The organism is Anaerovorax sp. IOR16 (assembly GCF_017168145.1).
Classification (GTDB): Bacteria; Bacillota; Clostridia; order Peptostreptococcales; family Anaerovoracaceae; genus IOR16.
Genome location: NZ_JADQTL010000009.1, coordinates 1,186,862 through 1,206,614, shown reverse-complemented (window position 1 = coordinate 1,206,614; position 19,753 = coordinate 1,186,862). Strand labels below are relative to the sequence as shown.

The window sequence follows — 19,753 nt, the reverse complement described above, 5'->3', positions numbered from 1 at the left end:
TATGCAGTCATTAATTGGAGGATGATATGCGGACGTTGACTTTAAAGGAAGTGCAGAAGAGTAAAGCAATTTTAAGGAAGATTGCAGAAAAAGCAATTACTTCTCAAAATTTAGATTATGGAAAAGACAATAAAAATTCTCTTATTTTTAAGAATTTTTCAACAAGCTCTTCAATGGGGCAAGCAATTTATCTTAGTTTTTCAGATGGTGAACTTTTGGACTTGTTGAGGCAGGAAGCAAAAAGACTTGGACATTCTCCGGCGCAAAAAGAAGTTTTTTGGATCTATCGATTTTATATCCGAAATCGTTTTCAAAAATGGCCTTATGCACTTGAAAAAGCAGGACTTTCAAGAAGTGCGGGAAAATCAGGAAAGACGGTAGAAGCAATGCTTGAGGAACGTCAAAGTTATGAATACTGGCTAAAAAAAGTAAAAGAGCTTGCTTTAGAATTGGAACGTCCGCCTCATGCGATTGAAATGCCGGAAGCTTGTGAAGCACTAAAGAGGTATTTTAAGACTTGGGCAGAGGTTTTACGAGCCGCTGGCGTAAATCGGAATTGGATGAGAAAAAAAGTAGTAAATCGCATTCCTGATTTGGAGGAAGAATATCTATTACTGTTGAAAGATATTCAAAAAAAAGCAATCGAGTTAGGCAGAGCCCCTTTAAAAGTGGAAATTAATTCAGACATCAGAACAAAATTGAGGCAACGATGTGGTTCTTGGCGTAATGTATTATTTCAGATTGGTTTAGAGCCAGTTACGAAAATTTCTCCTTTTTCTAGTTCGTATTTGGATGAAAAAGATCAGATCCAAAATCGACCGCACAAGGAGATTTTGCAAGACAGTTTATACAGAGTATTAAATTTAGATCAAAAAGCTAGAAAATATCTTGTTTATTTAAAGAAAAAAGCGGAAGAACTTGGTAGAGCACCGATAAAGGAAGAAATTTCAAAAGAAATAGTACAGCACTTAATAGTTTTTTGTGGTACATGGTCAAATACACTGTATCAAATTGGTTACAAACCACTTCGCGGAGATAAATTAAAAGCAGTAAAAAAAGAGAATCGTAAACAAATAGTACGTAAATAAATAAAGCCTTTATTCATAAACGGGTAGTCCTGGTGGCAGACGGTTTATGAATGAAGGCTTTTGTCTTAATCGTTAAATTCCATAAAGATAACTAGGATCTAATAGAATGATTTCCTGAACTACAGTATCTTCTTTTATATCTTCGATTGCGTTTATAGTTCCATATTTATTAAAAATTAATTGAACTGCAATACCTTTTTTTATTTCGTATATACCAAAAAGCAGTTCGTTTTCTATGCCATGTGGATTTTTAATAGGTTGGTAGTGCTCTTCGCAATATTCTAATACATCCAAAGCAGAATCCCCAACAGAAAATCCTAAGTTGGCAGAGATTTTGTTGGTAGAGATTAGTAAATGGTTTGCAGTATGATTTTTTCCGTTCAATCCTACTGTTATTCCATCAAATATAAGGGATGTGTATGTGCCGTCTTCTTCAAATTCATCTTCGTATGATTCTTCTTTGTAATTTGTACCAAGGATAGAAATCAGCTCTTCTTTTGTCATTCCTAAATGAACGATTTTTATAGTTGTGTTCTTGTCTAAAGGCTCCATTTCAAATTTTGAAGCATATTTTCCATTTAATACATCTAATTTCTTTAGAGACTCAATTTGAATCCCTACTATTTCATCTTTTGCATAGCAAGAATTATCATAGCATTCTACAAAGTATGTATCAGTCGTAGTATTGGATTTTTTTAATTCATTGATATCCATTCCAAAATGAATTCCAGAAATATTTATTTCTGGATAGCGGAAGATGGTCTCAGTTTCATCATCATATAAATCATTGGATAGATTTAAGCTAATTGATGTGATTGCATTTTCATCAATGCCTGCACGTTTAAAATCTTCTTCGTACATTTTAAGGGAACCTTCATCCGTTGTGCTAAAATAAATGGTATAACCATCGTAATCATAGCTTAAGGTTTGCCCAAAATCATTGTTATAGGTTCCGTTGCTGACTTCTTTTCTTAGAGTTGAAATATCTTTATTTAGATAGCCCAAAGTCCAATCCAAATTATTTTTAGTAGTGCTTGATTTGTTTTCGTCCGTTTTGTTGGATGGATTAGAAGTACAAGCAACAAGTGTAAAAATCATCATTAATGCAAGAAATAAAATGAATATTTTTTTCATAAAGCCCTCCAATTTTATGTTATAACTTACTTAATATTTTTTCATAGAAGAGGAGAGGGGTCAATAATAATATAAAAAAATAAATAATTTTATTTGAGTTATTAATATAAAAAACCTCTTGCGTTTCATATGAACACAAGAGGTTTTTAAATTTAATATTGAGATCGCTTTTTTTTATTACGGCGTTCTTTTCCGTTATTGCTTTTATTACGCTGACGTTTTGTGGCTTTTTCCATTGTTACTTTGCGGCCATGGTGCGTGAAATTTCGCATAGCATACATTACTTCATCCACATAATCCTTAGGCAATTCAACAAAACTAAAGTTTTTATGAATATCAATCGAGCCAATGAGCTTGCCTGGTATGGTGGATAAAGAAGCAATGCCCTGTACAATATTTTTGGGCTGTATTTTGTCCATTGAACCTACATTCAAGAAGACGCGAACCATATTTCCACGCGCGTATTGACTATGCTGTTCATCTAAATCGGAATGTTCATAATTCCGACTTTCCAGCTCTTCAAAAGCCATTTGAAACAATACGGCAGCAATATCAAGAGTTGTGGTGTTATATGCATCTTCTAAAATCTTTTCAATGACTGGTGTATATTTTGAATAGCCTCCATTTTCTAAGGCTCTTACTACTTTTTCAGCTGCCAAACTTAAGCGTACTTCTTCCACATCGGAAATAGTAGGTGGCTTCATCGGCAAAATCTCACTTTTTGTGTAACGTTGGATGTCTTTCAGCTTATAAATATCTCTTCCAAAGACAAAGGAGTAGGATACACCAGATTTTCCTGCACGTCCGGTTCTTCCAATTCTGTGTACATAATATTCTTCATCACTTGGAATGTCGTAATTGAAAACTGCATCAATGTTGTTAACATCAATACCTCTTGCAGCTACATCTGTTGCAACCAAAATATCAATTAGGCGCTTTCGAAATTTATTCATAACTCGATCACGTTCTGACTGTTTCATATCTCCGTGAAGTGCATCTGCAGAGTAGCCTCTTGCTTGAAGGGAAGCAGTCACTTCATCCACTCTTCGTTTGGTATTACAGAAAACGATACCAAGTTCTACGTTTTTCGCATCAATCAAGCGGCATAGTAATTCTAGTTTTGAAGATTCTCTAACTTCTAAATAGTATTGTTCAATATTTGGTACAGTTAATTCTTTGTGGGCTGCTTGCACATGAATGGCATTTTTTTGATAGAGTTTTGCTAAATCTTTAATTTCTTTTGGCATAGTTGCAGAGAAAAGCAGAGTTTGTCTGTTCTCTGGCAAATCCTGTAAAATTACATCGATGTCTTCTCGGAATCCCATATTAAGCATTTCGTCTGCTTCATCTAAAATAATCATTTTTAAATTAGAAAGCTTTAAAGTACGACGACGCATATGATCCATAACACGGCCAGGTGTACCAATAATAATTTGCGGCTTTTTCTTTAGCGCCATAATCTGGCGATCAATAGACTGCCCGCCATAAATTGGTAATATTTGAATCCCTTTTTTATATTTCGTTAAATGACGCAGCTCTTCTGCTACTTGAATTGCAAGCTCTCTGGTAGGGCAAAGTGCAAGAACTTGTATTCCAGAAATTGCTGGATCAATTTTTTCAATTGCAGGAATACCAAAAGCACATGTTTTTCCGGTTCCTGTTTGTGCTTGACCAATGATGTCTTCTCCGTCAAGTACATGTGGAATTGCCATAGACTGAATTGGTGTTGCTTCTTCAAAACCCATTTCATTCAAGGCTTTTTGAACCTCTTCTGAGAGATTTAAGTTTTTAAATATTAAGTTTTCCATAAAAAATTCCTTTTCTTTTTATCGTTCTGTCATCGATTCCATTTCATCTGATAATACCAGAGAATGGGGTGACGTTTTCATTAAAATTGGATAAATGATAAGCGAAATAAAAAAGCTAATCAAATATCCATTGTTTGTCATCCAATGGAGAGATGAGATTATTTTGCCTAAAATAGGAGGAATGCATCCGCATAACCAAGAAAAAAAGGCAATATAGTTAAAACCTTTTTTATACCAATAGCGTCCCTCTTCAGCTTGAAATAAAGACATAACATCCATATTTTTCTTTTTTACAATATAATAGTCAGCCAGAAATATACCTGCAATCGGAGCAAGCATAACACCATAAAGACCCAACCAATCATAAATAAAAACATTCCCGTCTTTCATAAACTGCCAAGGCTGCATTATCATTGCTAAAATACCAGTAATAATAACGCCAATTTTATAGGAGATTTTTTTAGGTGCTAAATTGGAAAAACCATTGGCAGGTGCAACAAAATTTGCTGCAATGTTTGTCGTTAACGTTGCAATAATAATTCCTGCAGCACCCAATACTGTAGCTACAGAGTTTGAAATAAGGGTTACTACTTCTGCCGGATCTGTTATCATAGAACCATCAGGAGTAATAAAGCTAGTTGCCGCAGTTACATAGGCACTGATTAATGCAAAAATACCCAAGGTAGTAGGCATCCCATATAATTGACCTAAAAATTGTGTTCTTTGAGATTTTGCATAACGAGAAAAATCTGGAATGTTCAAAGCAAGAGTTGACCAAAAAGCAAGATTGCTTGTCAAACCAGCTGCAAATACTGCCCAGAAACCTCCACCTTCTGCCAGTTTATCTTGATTCATCGGTAAATTTAAAATGTCCATTGCTTCAATGTTTCCATGAGCTTTTGCAGCAAGAGTTGCCCAAATCAGAAGAGCAATGGTTAGGATCCCGAGAAATGGTGCACCCCATGATTCCAATTTTCTTATCCATTCAGGACCACGATATGCTAACGAAATGTTAATGCTCCAAAATATAAAGCAAGTAACAAATAGAGTTGCTTGATTTCCAGAAAAATTAGGAATTAGAGTCATTAAAATTAAATGGAGCGCTTTACCTCCAAACCATGTTTGAATTCCGACCCAACCGCACCCGACAATACCACGAGCAATAGAGGCGATGTGTGCACCTCTTGGACCAAATGCTAAACGGGCAAATACAGGATACGGAACACCATATTTGGTTCCTGCATGAGAGTTTAATTGCATAGGGATTAATACAAGCAGGTTGCCAATGGTGACATTGATCAATGCAGCTAAAGGGGATAATCCTAGAGCAACTAAACTTGCAGATAAAGCGTAGGTTGGTAAACAAATAGACATACCAATCCAAAGGGATGAAACGTTGTAAGTTGTCCAAGTTCTTTGAGATATGGAAGTGGGTGCCAAATCACCATTGTAATACTTAGAGTCAATTAGTTCCGCACGAGCGACATCAGTTAGTTCGTATAGTCCATTGTGTTCTCGTTGTGTATAAATAGACATAAATCCCTCCGTGATCTTGTTCAAGTCTTCTTAAAATTATCATTTTCATACATACAAAAAACTATTTCTGAACAATTATATCATTATACAACATATCTCTTTATTGTACTATTGTTTTTTTATTTATTCTATGTTTGTATTGTTTTTTTGAAGTCCATTTAAAATTAAAGATAGAAGATCTTCAATATTCCAATTTTTGATTGAAATATCTTTTAGAATGTTCGGTATACAATGTCGATTGTATACATCATTATAAAATGCGATGGAGCCAAAGATTCCGATTGTATACATTGAAGCATCTCCGTTTTGAAATTCACCGGAGGTGATCCCATTTGTAATTATATCTAGTAAGCAGTGATAACGATACTTCATAAAAAGTTCAAAAAGGCTTGATAATTCAACGTTTTTAAATAATTCCATAATAAATAGATGAGGAGGAAGTTTTTTTGTATGACACATGTAATGAGCAACATTCGCTTCAAACATTATAAAAGCTTTTAACTGTTCAGCAGCACTTCTATTTTGATTTGCTTCTTTTACTTGTTCATAATTATTTTTATATTCATTAGATAGATAGTCAAAGAGGGCCATGAAGATGGCCTCTTTGCTTTCAAAATACTCATATACAGTTCCTTTTCCAATTCCTGCATGTTCTGCAATGTCAATAATTTTTGTATTTGCATAACCTTTTTCTATGAAAATATCATAAGTAGACTCTAAAATTAGTTCTCGTTTTTGTTTTTTTCTTAATTTCATTGGTATATCCGCCTTTTTTAGTAATGAAGAAGATTCTGATTTTCATCTTTATTCCATTCGTCTTCTAAAGCTCTTATTTTTTCAGCTCGCTGTTCTTTTTTAATAGTGGCTTTTTTCTTACGATCGTCATTAATCGAATACAGTACCGGAATTAAAATCAGAGTGACAAGTGTAGAACCTAGTAAACCTCCGATAATGGTAGTACCCATTGGTGCAAGCATTTCACCGCCATCGCCAAGTCCTAATGAAAGTGGGATCATACCAACGCAAGTAGTGACTGTAGTCATTAGAATTGGACGAAGTCTAGATCTTCCGGCTAATGCAATTGCTTCGTTTCTTTCCATCTTTTTCTCATTCAATTTAATAAACTCAATTAATAGAATTGAATTGTTAACAACAATACCGATTAACATAATTAATGCAATGAAGGCTGGCATAGAGAGTCTCATTCCTGTAATAAATAAAGCTAAGAAGGAACCTGACATAGCAAAAGGAATGGCCATCATTACAACGATTGGAAGAATCAATGATTCAAATTGTGCAGCTAAAAGCATATATACAAGTAATGTAGAAGTTAGTAATGCAAGAAGCAAGGAGCCGAATGCTTCAATCATTTCTTCTTGCTGTCCTCCGTTTTCATAGGAATAGCCATCTGGAAACGGATAATTTTCAACAAGTTTCATTACATCTTTAGAAACAGAGCCCAAATCTTTTCCTTCAACAGATATATCGAGTGTTACCGTTCTCTCTTGGTTGGTATGATTGATAACAGATGGAGAATTGTCGTATTCAAAAGTGGCGATTTCTCCTACCGGAACCGTCTGACCGGAGTTTCCTTTAATTAGTATTTGTTTCATATTGTCAAGACTATTTTGGTAAGTATCGTTTAAGGAAAGGTTAATTTCTATTTCTTCCCCGTTTAATTTTAGTTTTGTTGCCGTACTTCCGGATAAGCCGGATTTTAAATCATTGGCTAATTGAAATGCAGTAACACCATAGTGAGCAGCTGTATTTCGGTTTAGAGATACGCGAACTTCAGGGTTTCCCTCAGTCACTCCTAATAAAGCTTCAGAAACGCCTTCTACATTATTAATATCTACAAGTAAGTCGTTTCCAATTTGCTCCAATACTTCCAGTTCAGTTCCGCTAAAAGTTAATGACATATCTGAGCCGCCCATCATCATTCCGGTTGAAGAGGATTCTGTTACTTTAATATCTGAACCAGAAAAATTATTTAATTGACGTCTTACATCTTTTACGATTTCTGCGGTACTCCGCTTTCTTTTATTTTTGTCGACTAGAGTTACATTAATCGTAGTTGTACTTGAGGAACTTCCTAGGAAGTCAGAAGAAGCAATATCTACAGCACAGTGTTCCATTTCAGGAATGCTTAGAAGATAGTTTTCCATTTTAGCTGCAATTTTATCACGATCTTGCAAGCTTGTTCCATAAGGACTTTCGATTGTAACAGAAAAACTGCCTTCGTCGGAATGAGGGATTAATTCCATACCAACAAGACCAACTAAGATTGATGATGAAATAAAAATAATGACACAAACAATACAAGTGCGCTTTCTATTTTTTAAAGCCCATCGAATGACTCGTTCATAGTATTTTGTAAGTGCTTCTATACCACGAGTAAAGTATGGAAGAATTCGAAATTTATACCGATGTTTTCCAATGCGTAGGTAGGTGATATGCAAACTTTTTTGTAAAATTCTCGAACAAAGCATTGGAACTACTGTTAATGATACAAGTAAGGATGCAATTAACGCGAAAATAATGGTATAACAAAAATCACGAAACATCATTGCGGAAATACCACCACTTAAGGCAATCGGAAGATATACGACTAAGCTAGTAAGTGTAGAAGCAATAACGGCGGTATATACCTGTTTACTACCGACAATGGCAGCTGATTGTGGGTTATCCATTTCATGGCTTAAACTATATATATTTTCTAAAACAACAACAGAATTATCAACAAGCATACCAACTCCAAGTGTCAAGGCACATAGGGTAATCATGTTTAAAGTAATCCCCATAAAGTGCATTAAAGCAAAGGGAGCAAGGAAAGAAGCAGGTATAGATATTGCGATTACCATTGTAGAGCCAAAATTTCGTAAAAAAAGGAAGATAACAATGATTGCTAATATGGCACCTGTTATTCCGGATGTAGCTACGGATGAAACGGCATTTTGAATAAAGTCTGCCTGATTAAATCCGATGGTAAAATGTAAATCCGGATTTTTTTCTTCTAATTTTTGTAAAGTTTTTTGTACTGCTTTACATACATCGACTGTGTTGCCAACGGATTGCTTTGTAATAATAACACCAATGCCTGTTCGGCCATCTACACGGCTGATCGATTCTTGCTCTTTTTGTTGCATTGATATGGTTGCAATATCTTGAAGATTAATGATTTCCCTTGTTGGAAGTGTAATCGGATACTTTGCTAATTCTTCGATATTTTTAAATTCTCCCATGGTACGTACAATGACTTCAGTGGAGCCTTTTGAAATAGTACCGCTTGGGCGATTAAGATTTTCAGCTGAAAGCATTTGACTCATAGCAGAGAGGGTAAGACCATAGCCATTTAAACGCTCTTGGTCAAAGTTAATTGCTACTTCTTCTTCAAGTCCGCCAATGAGTGAAACCGATGCTACGCCGTCCACTCGCTTAAACTCATTGGTAATGTCTCCATCAACTTTATTGTATAAATCCGTTAATGACATATCTCCGGAAATATAAATTTGCATGATAGGTGCAGCATTCATATCCATTTTCATAACGATTGGATCTGAGGCTTCGTCCGGTAGATAATCTTGAACAAGTGCGATTTTTTCACGCATATTAAGTGTGGCAAAATTCATATCGGTATCTGAGGAAAATTTAACTGCAGTTACAGAACTACCGGCACTGCATAGGGAATAGATACTGTCAAGATTTTCAACAGCTGCCAGTTGTTCTTCAATTGGTTTAGTAATCATTGTCTCTACTTCTTCCGGAGATGCATTTGGATAATTAATCATAACTAAAGCAATTGGAAGTTGTATATCAGGAAAAAGGTCTTGGGGAATTTTTACAAGAGATACTGTACCAATTAAAAACACCATTAATAGAACCATTATCGTAGTAATGGGGCGTTTTACAGAAATATGGGATAGATTCATATGTGCCTCCTACTTTATTATATTTACTTCTTCGCCTTCAATGATATAGTGCTGTCCTTCGGTAACTACCAAATCACCAGCCTTCAAGCCGGACTTAATTTCAACATAAGAACCATTATCTAAACCGGTTTCTACTGAAACATAAGACGGAATTCCTTTTTTTAAAATAGCAACTTTTGTTTCACTTGCTTTTATGATAACTGAATCAGAGGGCACACAAAGAACATCTGCTTTACGATCAGAAATTAAGTTTACTTCAGCAAACATACCAGCTTTGATTCCTTCCGGTGCCTGATCTAAGGCAATCGTAATTGGATAAGTAAGACTTCCACTTGCCGGAGCGGGGGAAATCGTTTTTATTGTGCCTTCAAAAGGTTTGTCAGAAAGTGATTTTGCAGTAATGCTAACCTTGTCTCCAAGTTTTACTTTCCCAATTAAGTATTCAGAGACATTTGTATTTAATTCTAGTGTTGTTGTATTAGCAATAGATATTGCAGCTATAGCGGGAGAAGGATAAGCACCTTCAGTTACATTTACTTCTGTCACATAACCGTTGATTGGTGCTGTCATTGTTCCGTTTGAAAGCATTGTTTGTGCAGAATCTTGCGAAGCCTGTGCGGATTTCAGTTGTCCCTGAGAGGTTTTATATTGCGTTTCTGCCTGCTCATACTGTTGCTGTGAAACAGCACCTTCTTTATAAAGAATTGCCATGCGGTCATAATTTGTTTTTGCACTGTTTAGCGTTTCTTCCATAATAGCGACATTTGCAGATGCTTGATTGTAAGAAGCCTGCACTTGGTCTATATTTTGTGTAAATAATATGTCGCCTTTTGAAACGTAATCACCAACTTTTACGTTCACATGGGTAACTTCGGTTTGAAGAGTTGCGATTAAAGAGACTTGATCTTCAGCGGAGATAATGCCACTTAATGGTGTTGTAACTTCAATGGTTGAGATAGCGGCTTCCGCTGTTTTTACATTTACAGCAATTTTTTCTGTGACTTCGGTATTCAGTCTAGATGAAATAATACGAAAAGCTGCTAAAAGAATAAATCCAATGAGGATAATAAGCATAATTTTCTTTTTTTTCGAAAGTCCTGAAATTTTTTGTACGATTTGGTTGCTCATGTGGTAACCCTCCTAAATAAATTTAAATAATATTTTTTAATATCATGAAATTTCTCTATAAAATTTCCAAAACTGACCAATGGGTCAGAACGATTTAATACTACTTTAGTGATTACAAAATGTCAATAGAAAATTTGACCCGGCGGTCAGTTTTGTTTAAAATATATGCTGACGGATATATATATTCTATTAAAGATCATAATATCTACTATTATTAAAAGTCTTCAGCAAGAAATTATTACTTTAAATTTCATATAAATTTTTATATATTTTATTAACATAAAGATGCAAATAAAAAGTGAGGATTTTATAATTTATAAAAAGGAAAGAAAAGGAACGAATATATGAAGAAATTAAATAAGAAACAACGTGAAGAATTGTTAGTACGTTTATTAACGTTATATCCAAATGCAGAATGTGCACTTCATTATAAAACCATATATCAATTACTGATTGCAGTGGTTTTATCGGCACAAACAACCGATAGAAGCGTTAATGAGGTAACACCGGAACTTTTTGAGCGGTGTCCGGATGCAAAGTCTATGTCTAAAATTTCAGAAGAAGAATTGCAGAAATATTTAAAGCGGCTTGGAATGTATAAGACAAAAGCAAGAAATATACGAAATTTATCCATGATATTAGTCGATAAATATGATGGACAAGTACCAAGAGATTATGAACAGTTAATTGCGTTGCCGGGAGTTGGAAGAAAAACAGCTAATGTTGTGTTATCAGTCGGATTTGGTGAACCTCGAATTGCAGTTGATACCCATGTGTTCCGACTGGCAAACCGAATCGGAATTGTAAATGAAAAAAATGTATTAAATACCGAACTAGCATTAATGAAATGCATACCAAAAGAACAGTGGAGTGACTCTCATCATGCATTAATTTGGCATGGCCGATTAGTTTGCATGGCTAGAAATCCAAAATGTGAAGAATGCAGCCTTAATAATTTGTGTGCAAAAAATAATCTCAACAAAAAATAACAAAATTTATGTTATTTTTTGTTGAAAACACAAACAATTTTCACTATTTCGAATAATTTTGGAAAATATTGATAAAATAGTTTGAAATATATGCCAAATTCTTGTATAATTTGATACAAAGTCTTTGTTATGTGTTGTAAAAATCTGATCAATTCTAAGACTAATTTGAAGCAATGGGGGAAGCAAAAATGAAAAAAGGTATACATTTCAAAAGCAGTATACATCGAATGAAAAGTATTCAAACCAAAATTGTTACAGTTATTGGTGGCATTGTAATCATTGCGATGATTCTTGCCGGTGTCGTTGTAGTTAATCTTGCATCAAAAACAGCAATTAGGGATGAAAGCAGTATCGCTCAAATATCTCAAGAAAAATTGGTGGCTGAGTTGGATAACTATTTTACTCTATACATTACAGTCACAAAGCAACTGGCACATGATGATAATGTGAGAAATTTACTACAAAACGTAACAGATATCAATCAATTAAAAAGTTCTCCTTATTGGATAGGAGCTCATGATATGTTAACACGGACAGAGTTTGCAAATGTAGAAAATAATTTTGAACCATTTATCGTTGACCTAGATGCACAGGTTGGATTTGATGGTGAAAATTGGGTTGACAGCTATGATTTAACGACACGTGATTATTGGTTTGCTGATGAGGCGGATATTGAAAGGGGATATATCATTACAGAACCTTATGTGGATCTAGATACGGGGGATCAAGTTATAACCGTTTCCGCTCCGATTTACAATCCAGCAGGAAATAAAATTATAGGTATTGCAGGAATTGACGTACATACCATTAAAATTAATGAAATGATTGCTGGACATAAAACTTCTTATGAGTCTGGCCAAACAGTACTTTTCTCCAAGACTGGGTTAGTATTGGCAAGTAATGACGAAAAAGAAATTTTAAAAGACATAAGTGAAATTGGACTTAGTCAGACAATGCTTGATGACCTTGCAAATCCAAGTGGAGAAGTCATTCAGTTTGAAGATAACGAAGTTCCTTCTTATGGGGTAAGCGGTATGATTAACGCTGCGGGTTGGAAGGTTCTATTATCCATTCCGGAAAAAGAATTTATCAGTACAGTAAAGACAACAACAAGGACAGTAACCATTTTCTTCGTGTTAGTAGCAATTATCCTATTGGCGGTTATGATTTTGATATCAAAAAGTATTACAGCTCCGCTAAAAAGATTAACGTTAGTAACCGATGAAATGGCAAAAGGAAATTTGGACGCGGAGATTAATATTCATTCGGATGATGAAGTAGGAAGACTTGCAGATTCCATGAGAGCTTTAACACAGCGTTTGCATAGTTATGTAGACTATATTGCTGAAATTTCGGATGCACTTTATGAATTTGGAAAAGGAAACTTAACATTATACTTAGAGCAAGCGTATGACGGTGAGTTTGAACGAATTAAAGAAGCAATGTTAAATGCATCTACTGTTTTTAAGCATACAATCGGAGAAATGGTGGAAATTGCATCGCAGGTTGCAACTAGTTCTGAGCAAGTAGCAAGTGGTTCACAGATGCTAGCGCAAGGAACAACGGAGCAGGCAAGCTCTATAGAGGAATTGTCGGCAACCATTCAGGAAATTTCTGAAAATGTTAATAAAAATGCACAGAATGCAATTCATGCGGCAACACAGGTTCAGACAGTTGGAGAAGCAGCTGATAAGAGTAATGAACAAATGCTTCAGATGATGAAGGCAATTGATGAAATAAACGTAAAATCTTCAGAAATTGGAAAAATAATTAAAACAATCGATGATATTGCATTCCAAACAAATATTTTAGCATTGAATGCAGCAGTAGAAGCTGCAAGAGCAGGAGCTGCCGGAAAAGGGTTTGCGGTAGTAGCTGATGAAGTAAGAAACCTTGCCAGCAAGTCAGCAGAAGCTGCTAAGAATACTACGATATTGATTGAAGATTCCATCCGTGCGGTAGAAAATGGGACAACAATTGCAAATGAAACAAGTCAGGTTCTAAGTGAAGTATTAGATGGAGTAACACAGACGGTTGACTTGATTCATGAAATTTCAAATGCTTCCAGTGATCAAGCGGATTCGCTATCAAGTACCCTACAGGGTGTAGAGCAAATCAGTGCTGTTGTACAAACTAATTCGGCAACAGCAGAAGAAAGTTCTGCGGCTAGTGAAGAATTATCCAGTCAGGCAGCAATGTTAAAACAGTTATCGAACAAGTTTAATTTAAATTAAAAATTTAGATACGAAAAAAACACAGATTGATTTCAATCTGTGTTTCAGACTGTAGACAAGGATATCTCTATCTTTGCCTACAGTTTTTTTTACATAATGTAATACATTTTATTGTATTTATGGTAAAATATATGTATAAATACATGGAGGTATTTGCTTTATGATGGGTAAGAAAGATTTATTAGGTCGTGATCAATTTCAAATGGTAACCTTGAATTCTCTTGTTCCACAAGATCATATTATTCGTAAGATAGATACTGCGATTAATCTCTCTTTCATTTATGACCTTGTAAAAGATTTGTATTCTGATGTGGGAAAAGAAAGCATCGATCCTGTTGTCTTAATTAAAATTACCCTCATTCAATATACCTTTGGTATTCGATCCATGAGACAGACCATTAAAGAAATTCAAACGAATGTAGCTTATCGATGGTATCTTGGTTATAGTTTAGAGGAAGAAATTCCTCACTTTTCTACCTTTGGTAAAAACTACTCTCGTCGGTTTCAAAATACTGACTTATTCGAACAAATCTTTCAAAGAGTCATTGCTGAAATCATGGAATATGAATTCATTAATTCAGAAAGCATTTTCATTGACGGTACACATATTAAAGCAAGTGCAAATAACCATAACAGTGAAAAAGAAACCGTTTTGGAATCCGTTAAATACTATGAAAAAGAACTAATGAAAGAAATTAACGAAGATCGCATTGAACGAGGAAAACAAGCTTGTAAAAAAAAACGGAAGCCAAAGAAAAGACAAAAGTAATCAAGAAAAGTACCGTAGATCCGGATTGCGGCGTATTTCATAAAGGAAAGCATAAGGTAGTATTTGCTTATGCTGCAAATGTAGCTTGCGATCGAAACAATTACATACTTGCTTTTCATACAAATCCAGGAAATGTACATGACTCAGTTGCATTCCCAAAGATTTATGAAAAAGTAAAAAGATATAAAGGTGTAAAAAATATTGTAATGGATTCCGGATATAAAACACCTGCAATTGCTAGAGAAATACTCAAAGATAAACGAATTCCTATCCTACCATACAAACGACCTATGACAAAAAATGGTTATTTTAAAAAACACGAATATGCTTATGATGAATACTATGATTGCTTTGTATGCCCAGAAAACCAAGTGTTAAACTATACTACAACAAATAGAGAAGGGTATCGGGAATATAAGAGTAAAGGAGAAATTTGCAAGAGTTGCCCTTCCTTATCAGAATGCACAGCAAGTAAAGACCATGTAAAAGTAGTCACACGTCATATATGGGAAAACTACATAGAGCAATGTGAGGACATTCGTCATACTCCAAAGTATCGAGATCTTTACAAACTACGGAGTCAAACCATTGAGCGAGTCTTTGCAGATGCAAAAGAAAAACATAATATGCGTTATACACAATATCGAGGGATTCAGAAGATAGAAATGGAACTGAATCTTCTTTTTGCGTCCATGAATCTAAAAAAACTAGCAACATGGATTCATAAATCTGAAAGAAGGAATCAAATGGCATAGAGATATCCTTTTATTTTTTCTTTTTTTAAAAGCTTTATAGAAAAAATAGAAAATACCTTGCAGAAATTATAAGAATATAAATTTAGCAAGGTATTTTGTCTACAGTCTGAAACACAGATTGATTTCAATCTGTGTTTTTTTTATATTTATTTTACTAATTAGTAAATAAAAAGTGGTTAATTGTAAAATAAGGTAGCATAATATCGAAATTATTTGAAAGTTCCATTAATAAGGAATATAATGAAAAAAAGAATTAACAGTAATAGAAATGGGGGAAGCAAAATGAAAAAATGTATACAAAACATGAAAAGTATACAAACAAAGATTGTAGCAGTTATTGGCGGCATTATAATTATTGCGATGATAATTGCTGGAGCAGTTGTAGTAAACTTTACTTCAAAAACTGTTATGAATGATCAAAGTCACATTGCTAAATTGTCTACACAAAAACTAGTTTCCGATGTAGATAATTATTTTACCCATTATGTTGCAGTTACGCAACATATGGCTTTGGATGCAAACGTTCAAAGCTTATTAGAAACAGTTACTGAGAAATCACAATTAACGGCTTCTCCGTATTGGCAAGGCTCTTACCAAATGTTAAAGAAAACAATGGATGGTGATACGGAAAATATCTTATCAGCATATGTTGCGGATGTAGATGCAAAGCTTGGATTTGATGGAGGCGATTGGGTTTCCGATGATGATTTCGACTTAACACAAAGAGATTACTGGTTTGAAGATACTGCGGATATTGAAAAGGGTTTTATCATTACAGAGCCATATGTTGATGTAGATACAGGAAGTATGGTAATCACTGTTTCAACGCCTGTTTATAACAAAGCAGACAATAAAATTATTGGAATTGCAGGGATAGACGTACAGATTACAAAGATAAATCAAATGATTACACAGCAGGAATCTGTTTATAAAACCGGCGAGACAATTTTATGTGCAACGAGTGGTCAAGTGTTAGCCAGCAAAGATGAAGAAGAAATATTAAAGCAGGTTACAGAAATTGGATTGAGCCAGTCAATGCTTGATGATATTGCAGAGCCGAGCGGTGAAGTGGTTAAGTTTGATAATAACAGTAAGGCTTCTTACGGTGTGAGCGGTACCATTAAGGACGCAGGGTGGAAGGTTGCTTTACTGATTCCGGAAAAGGAGTTTTCAAGTACGGTAAAATCTGCAACAAGAACAGTCATATTATTTTTCGCTTTAGTGGTTCTAATTTTGCTTGCAGCTATGATATTGATTGCAAGAGGGATTACAGCACCGTTAAAGAAATTAACTGCTGTAACCGATGAAATGGCGAAAGGTAATCTAGATGCTGAAATTGATATTGTTTCAGGTGATGAGGTTGGAAGACTTGCAGATTCTATGCGTGCATTAACGCAACGGTTACATAGCTATGTAGATTATATTGATGAGATTTCTAATGCACTCCATGAATTTGGAGAAGGAAATTTAACGTTACATCTAGAACAGGCATATGATGGTGAGTTTGAACAAATTAAAGTTGCGTTGCTTAATGCTTCTAATATTTTTAAAGAAACCATTGGACAGATGACGGAAATTGCATCACAGGTTGCAAACGGATCGGAGCAAGTAGCAAGCGGTTCTCAGATGTTAGCACAGGGAACTACAGAGCAGGCAAGCTCGATAGAGGAATTGTCCGCAACCATTCAGGATATTTCAGAAAATGTAAATAAGAATGCTCAAAATGCAATGCATGCAGCTTCGCAGGTAAAAACGGTAGGAGATGCAGCAGATAAAAGTAATGAACAGATGATTCATATGATGAAGGCAATTGATGAAATAAATGTAAAATCTTCAGAAATCGGGAAAATCATTAAAACTATCGATGATATTGCTTTTCAGACGAATATCTTAGCATTAAACGCAGCGGTAGAAGCGGCAAGAGCTGGAGCTGCAGGAAAAGGTTTTGCAGTGGTAGCAGATGAGGTTCGTAATCTCGCAAGTAAGTCAGCAGAGGCAGCGAAAAATACGACCATATTAATTGAGGATTCCATTCGTGCAGTTGAAAATGGAACTGAGATTGCAAATGAAACGAGTCAGGTGTTGAGCGAAGTATTAAAAGGAGTTACACAGACGGTCGATTTGATTCATGAGATTTCAGATGCTTCTAGCAATCAAGCTGATTCACTGGCAAATACTTTACATGGTGTAGAGCAAATTAGTTCTGTTGTACAGACAAATTCTGCAACAGCTGAAGAGAGTTCGGCTGCCAGTGAAGAGCTTTCCAGTCAAGCTACAATGTTAAAGCAGTTATCCAATAAATTCAATTTGAAATAGTTTTAAGCAATAAAAATACGGCAGTTTGTTTTGAACAAACTGCCGTATTAATTTTTTTAAAGCAATTTAAGTAGAATATTATTTACCACAACACTTTTTATATTTTTTTCCGCTTCCACAAGGACATAAATCATTTCTGCCAGGTGTTTTTTCTTTTACAACAGTTTTAGAACGTTTATAGTTTTTTACTATTTCTTCTCTTTTTTCTGCGGAAAGGATGGTTTCCCATTGTGGCAATCCATATAGATAATCTGCTTCTGCAGCAAGCATGTTATAATATAGCTTTTCCAAATCAATATCAAGTTCAATTTGTGAAGTTTCATCAAATTTTTCGATGTCGTGTCCCTTTTTTAAGCTTGACTGTATGCCATCCAAAAATCCCATAAAGATTATAGGGTCTGCAGAATACTTTGCAACCAGTTCATCAAAGGTACCGGTTACCTTTTCGGTTGGATGGTCTAAAATTGAACTGTAGATTTTTTTTTCTGTGGAACTATAATTTTCCCAGAATGTAGGGAAAGTTTCATCCGTTTGATTCCCAATCAAGTCTTGCCATTGTTCAAATAAACTCATAATATTATGTTCTCCTTATTAATAATATACCTTTTATTTTAGTCAAGTAAGGCTACACTGATAATACTTTTTACTTCTTTTACAAAGCTGAAGTTAGAAACTTCTTCTAATGCTTCATTTAAGCGGTCTCTTGTTACTTCATGAAGAATGTAAATCAAAGGAACATTTCTGCCTGTTTGACGCCCTCTTGAACGCTGTAAAAATGTATCAATACTGATGCCGTATTTTCCAAGTGTAGTAGCAATGTTTCCAAGAACCCCTGGCATATCTTCTGCAATTAAATTGACATAGTACATATTTTGTCCTTCACCATCAAAAGCAAGGTTTTTATTATCATTTAATGCGGTTGGCACAGCCATAGCTGTGGAGTTGGTTGCATAAGCTCGTGCGATTTCTACAAGATCTCCTACAACTGCACTTCCAGAAGGCATTGCACCTGCACCTTTACCATAAAGCATAACATCATCCACCGCATTCCCTTTTGCAAAAATAGCATTGAATTCATTATTTACGGTTGCTAATGGATGATTCATAGGAATCATAGCAGGCTGTACATGACATTCTAATGTATTACGGTATCTTTTTGCCATTGCTATCAGTTTAATTTTATATCCAAATTGCAGCGCAAAGTCAATGTCTTCTTCGGTAATATGTGTAATTCCCTTTCTTGGTATGTCTTCTGGAGGTACATGAAGTCCAAAAGCAGTGGTTGCAAGAATTGAAAGTTTATTTGCTGCGTCGATTCCTTCTACATCATTTGTTGGGTCTGCTTCTGCAAAACCTTTCAACTGTGCATCGTGCAAAGCATCCTCATAGCTTAATCCATTTTCAGACATTTGTGTTAAAATATAATTTGTTGTACCATTTACGATACCAACAATTTGTGTAAACTCATTGGCTTGAAGTGACGTAGAAATGGCATTTAAAATTGGGATTCCACCACCTACGCTTGCTTCATAGCGGAGCATTACCTTATTTTTAATAGATAGATTTGTTAGTTCTTCACCTTTGGATGCAATGACCTCTTTGTTCGCTGTGACTACATGTTTTTTATTGTTTAATGCTTCTACCATATAATCGTAAGCGGGTTTCATACCGCCTAATAACTCTACAACTACATCAATCGAAGGGTCTTTTAAGATCTCATCTGGATTATCGGTTAAAAGCTCCTGTGGGATGTCCACCTCTCGTTTTTTTGTTTTATCGTGAACCAAAACTTTTGCCACCTCAATGGCTACACCAGTTGTGGATGTGATGATTTGTTCATTTGTGCAGAGCATTCGATAGGTTCCGCTTCCTACGGTTCCTAGACCTAACAATCCAATTTTCAGCTTTTTATTGTTCATATTTCTCCCTCCTGGATTTTGATATGACAATATTATATTATATTATTGCTTATTCTGCAAAAATTATCTTTTAAAAGTTCCAAAAATTTATTATGATATAAGAAGTTATGTGTAAACTTAAAGAATATGGAGACAAAAAGAGAAACGG

At 35.0% G+C, this 19,753-nt stretch carries 14 protein-coding genes; 6 read left to right on the top strand and 8 right to left on the bottom strand.

Annotated features, from left to right (window positions below; genetic code table 11):
- The first annotated feature begins 26 nt into the window (after positions 1-26).
- A complete protein-coding gene (locus tag I2490_RS09820) occupies positions 27-1,088 on the top strand; it encodes a homing endonuclease associated repeat-containing protein (RefSeq protein WP_206459516.1) in 1,062 nt (353 codons plus the stop codon).
- A 72-nt stretch (positions 1,089-1,160) separates the two neighbouring features.
- On the opposite strand, the gene I2490_RS09815 is transcribed toward I2490_RS09820, so the two are convergent.
- The 6 genes from I2490_RS09815 to I2490_RS09790 form a co-directional block, all read right to left on the bottom strand.
- Positions 1,161-2,222: a hypothetical protein gene (locus I2490_RS09815; protein WP_206459515.1), complete on the bottom strand. Its 1,062-nt coding sequence runs from the start codon at positions 2,220-2,222 to the stop codon at positions 1,161-1,163.
- Positions 2,223-2,374: 152 nt separating this feature from the next.
- Positions 2,375-4,030 (bottom strand): DEAD/DEAH box helicase, encoded by a 1,656-nt coding sequence (locus tag I2490_RS09810; protein WP_206459514.1) that lies wholly within the window; start codon positions 4,028-4,030, stop codon positions 2,375-2,377.
- An 18-nt stretch (positions 4,031-4,048) separates the two neighbouring features.
- Positions 4,049-5,566, bottom strand: a complete 1,518-nt coding sequence (locus I2490_RS09805; RefSeq protein WP_206459513.1) for an NCS1 family nucleobase:cation symporter-1 — start codon at positions 5,564-5,566, stop codon at positions 4,049-4,051.
- A 123-nt stretch (positions 5,567-5,689) separates the two neighbouring features.
- Entirely contained in the window at positions 5,690-6,322 is a 633-nt protein-coding gene (locus tag I2490_RS09800) for a TetR/AcrR family transcriptional regulator (RefSeq protein ID WP_206459512.1), read from the bottom strand.
- Between the two features lie 17 nt (positions 6,323-6,339).
- On the bottom strand, positions 6,340-9,495 hold the full coding sequence (locus I2490_RS09795) for an efflux RND transporter permease subunit (RefSeq protein ID WP_206459511.1): 3,156 nt from the start codon (positions 9,493-9,495) through the stop codon (positions 6,340-6,342).
- A 9-nt stretch (positions 9,496-9,504) separates the two neighbouring features.
- Positions 9,505-10,623 carry an efflux RND transporter periplasmic adaptor subunit gene (locus tag I2490_RS09790; RefSeq protein WP_206459510.1) on the bottom strand — a complete coding sequence of 373 codons (1,119 nt, stop codon included), beginning with the start codon at positions 10,621-10,623 and terminating at the stop codon, positions 9,505-9,507.
- A 344-nt stretch (positions 10,624-10,967) separates the two neighbouring features.
- Between I2490_RS09790 and nth the strand changes: the two genes are divergently transcribed.
- The 5 genes from nth (at position 10,968) to I2490_RS09770 (ending at position 17,686) form a co-directional block, all read left to right on the top strand.
- On the top strand, positions 10,968-11,612 hold the full coding sequence (nth, locus tag I2490_RS09785) for an endonuclease III (RefSeq protein ID WP_206459509.1): 645 nt from the start codon (positions 10,968-10,970) through the stop codon (positions 11,610-11,612).
- Between the two features lie 188 nt (positions 11,613-11,800).
- Complete coding sequence (locus tag I2490_RS09780; protein WP_206459508.1) at positions 11,801-13,846, top strand: methyl-accepting chemotaxis protein; 2,046 nt, start codon at positions 11,801-11,803, stop codon at positions 13,844-13,846.
- A gap of 160 nt (positions 13,847-14,006) precedes the next feature.
- Positions 14,007-14,615 (top strand): transposase, encoded by a 609-nt coding sequence (locus tag I2490_RS17175; RefSeq protein WP_442859721.1) that lies wholly within the window; start codon positions 14,007-14,009, stop codon positions 14,613-14,615.
- The gene (locus tag I2490_RS17170) at positions 14,615-15,370 is read left to right on the top strand and encodes a transposase (RefSeq protein ID WP_206458150.1); all 756 of its coding nucleotides are present in this window, start codon (positions 14,615-14,617) and stop codon (positions 15,368-15,370) included. Before I2490_RS17175 ends, I2490_RS17170 begins: the two co-directional genes overlap by 1 nt.
- Before the next feature lie 282 nt (positions 15,371-15,652).
- Entirely contained in the window at positions 15,653-17,686 is a 2,034-nt protein-coding gene (locus tag I2490_RS09770; RefSeq protein ID WP_245157132.1) for a methyl-accepting chemotaxis protein, read from the top strand.
- Positions 17,687-17,764: 78 nt separating this feature from the next.
- On the opposite strand, the gene I2490_RS09765 is transcribed toward I2490_RS09770, so the two are convergent.
- Together I2490_RS09765 and I2490_RS09760 are read right to left on the bottom strand one after the other, a co-directional pair.
- A complete protein-coding gene (locus I2490_RS09765) occupies positions 17,765-18,259 on the bottom strand; it encodes an SEC-C metal-binding domain-containing protein (protein WP_206459507.1) in 495 nt (164 codons plus the stop codon).
- Positions 18,260-18,297: 38 nt separating this feature from the next.
- Positions 18,298-19,605: a homoserine dehydrogenase gene (locus I2490_RS09760; RefSeq protein ID WP_206459506.1), complete on the bottom strand. Its 1,308-nt coding sequence runs from the start codon at positions 19,603-19,605 to the stop codon at positions 18,298-18,300.
- Positions 19,606-19,753 lie beyond the last annotated feature (148 nt).

Bases quoted from the DNA above. Each gene is read 5' to 3' on its own strand.
- I2490_RS17175 (WP_442859721.1), top strand. From the start codon at position 14,007: ATGATGGGTAAGAAAGATTTATTAGGTCGTGATCAATTTCAAATGGTA.
- nth (WP_206459509.1), top strand. From the start codon at position 10,968: ATGAAGAAATTAAATAAGAAACAACGTGAAGAATTGTTAGTACGTTTA.
- I2490_RS09790 (WP_206459510.1), bottom strand. From the start codon at position 10,623: ATGAGCAACCAAATCGTACAAAAAATTTCAGGACTTTCGAAAAAAAAG.
- I2490_RS09780 (WP_206459508.1), top strand. From the start codon at position 11,801: ATGAAAAAAGGTATACATTTCAAAAGCAGTATACATCGAATGAAAAGT.
- I2490_RS09805 (WP_206459513.1), bottom strand. From the start codon at position 5,566: ATGTCTATTTATACACAACGAGAACACAATGGACTATACGAACTAACT.
- I2490_RS09760 (WP_206459506.1), bottom strand. From the start codon at position 19,605: ATGAACAATAAAAAGCTGAAAATTGGATTGTTAGGTCTAGGAACCGTA.
- I2490_RS09820 (WP_206459516.1), top strand. From the start codon at position 27: ATGCGGACGTTGACTTTAAAGGAAGTGCAGAAGAGTAAAGCAATTTTA.
- I2490_RS09800 (WP_206459512.1), bottom strand. From the start codon at position 6,322: ATGAAATTAAGAAAAAAACAAAAACGAGAACTAATTTTAGAGTCTACT.
- I2490_RS09795 (WP_206459511.1), bottom strand. From the start codon at position 9,495: ATGAATCTATCCCATATTTCTGTAAAACGCCCCATTACTACGATAATG.
- I2490_RS09765 (WP_206459507.1), bottom strand. From the start codon at position 18,259: ATGAGTTTATTTGAACAATGGCAAGACTTGATTGGGAATCAAACGGAT.
- I2490_RS09770 (WP_245157132.1), top strand. From the start codon at position 15,653: ATGAAAAAATGTATACAAAACATGAAAAGTATACAAACAAAGATTGTA.
- I2490_RS09810 (WP_206459514.1), bottom strand. From the start codon at position 4,030: ATGGAAAACTTAATATTTAAAAACTTAAATCTCTCAGAAGAGGTTCAA.
- I2490_RS09815 (WP_206459515.1), bottom strand. From the start codon at position 2,222: ATGAAAAAAATATTCATTTTATTTCTTGCATTAATGATGATTTTTACA.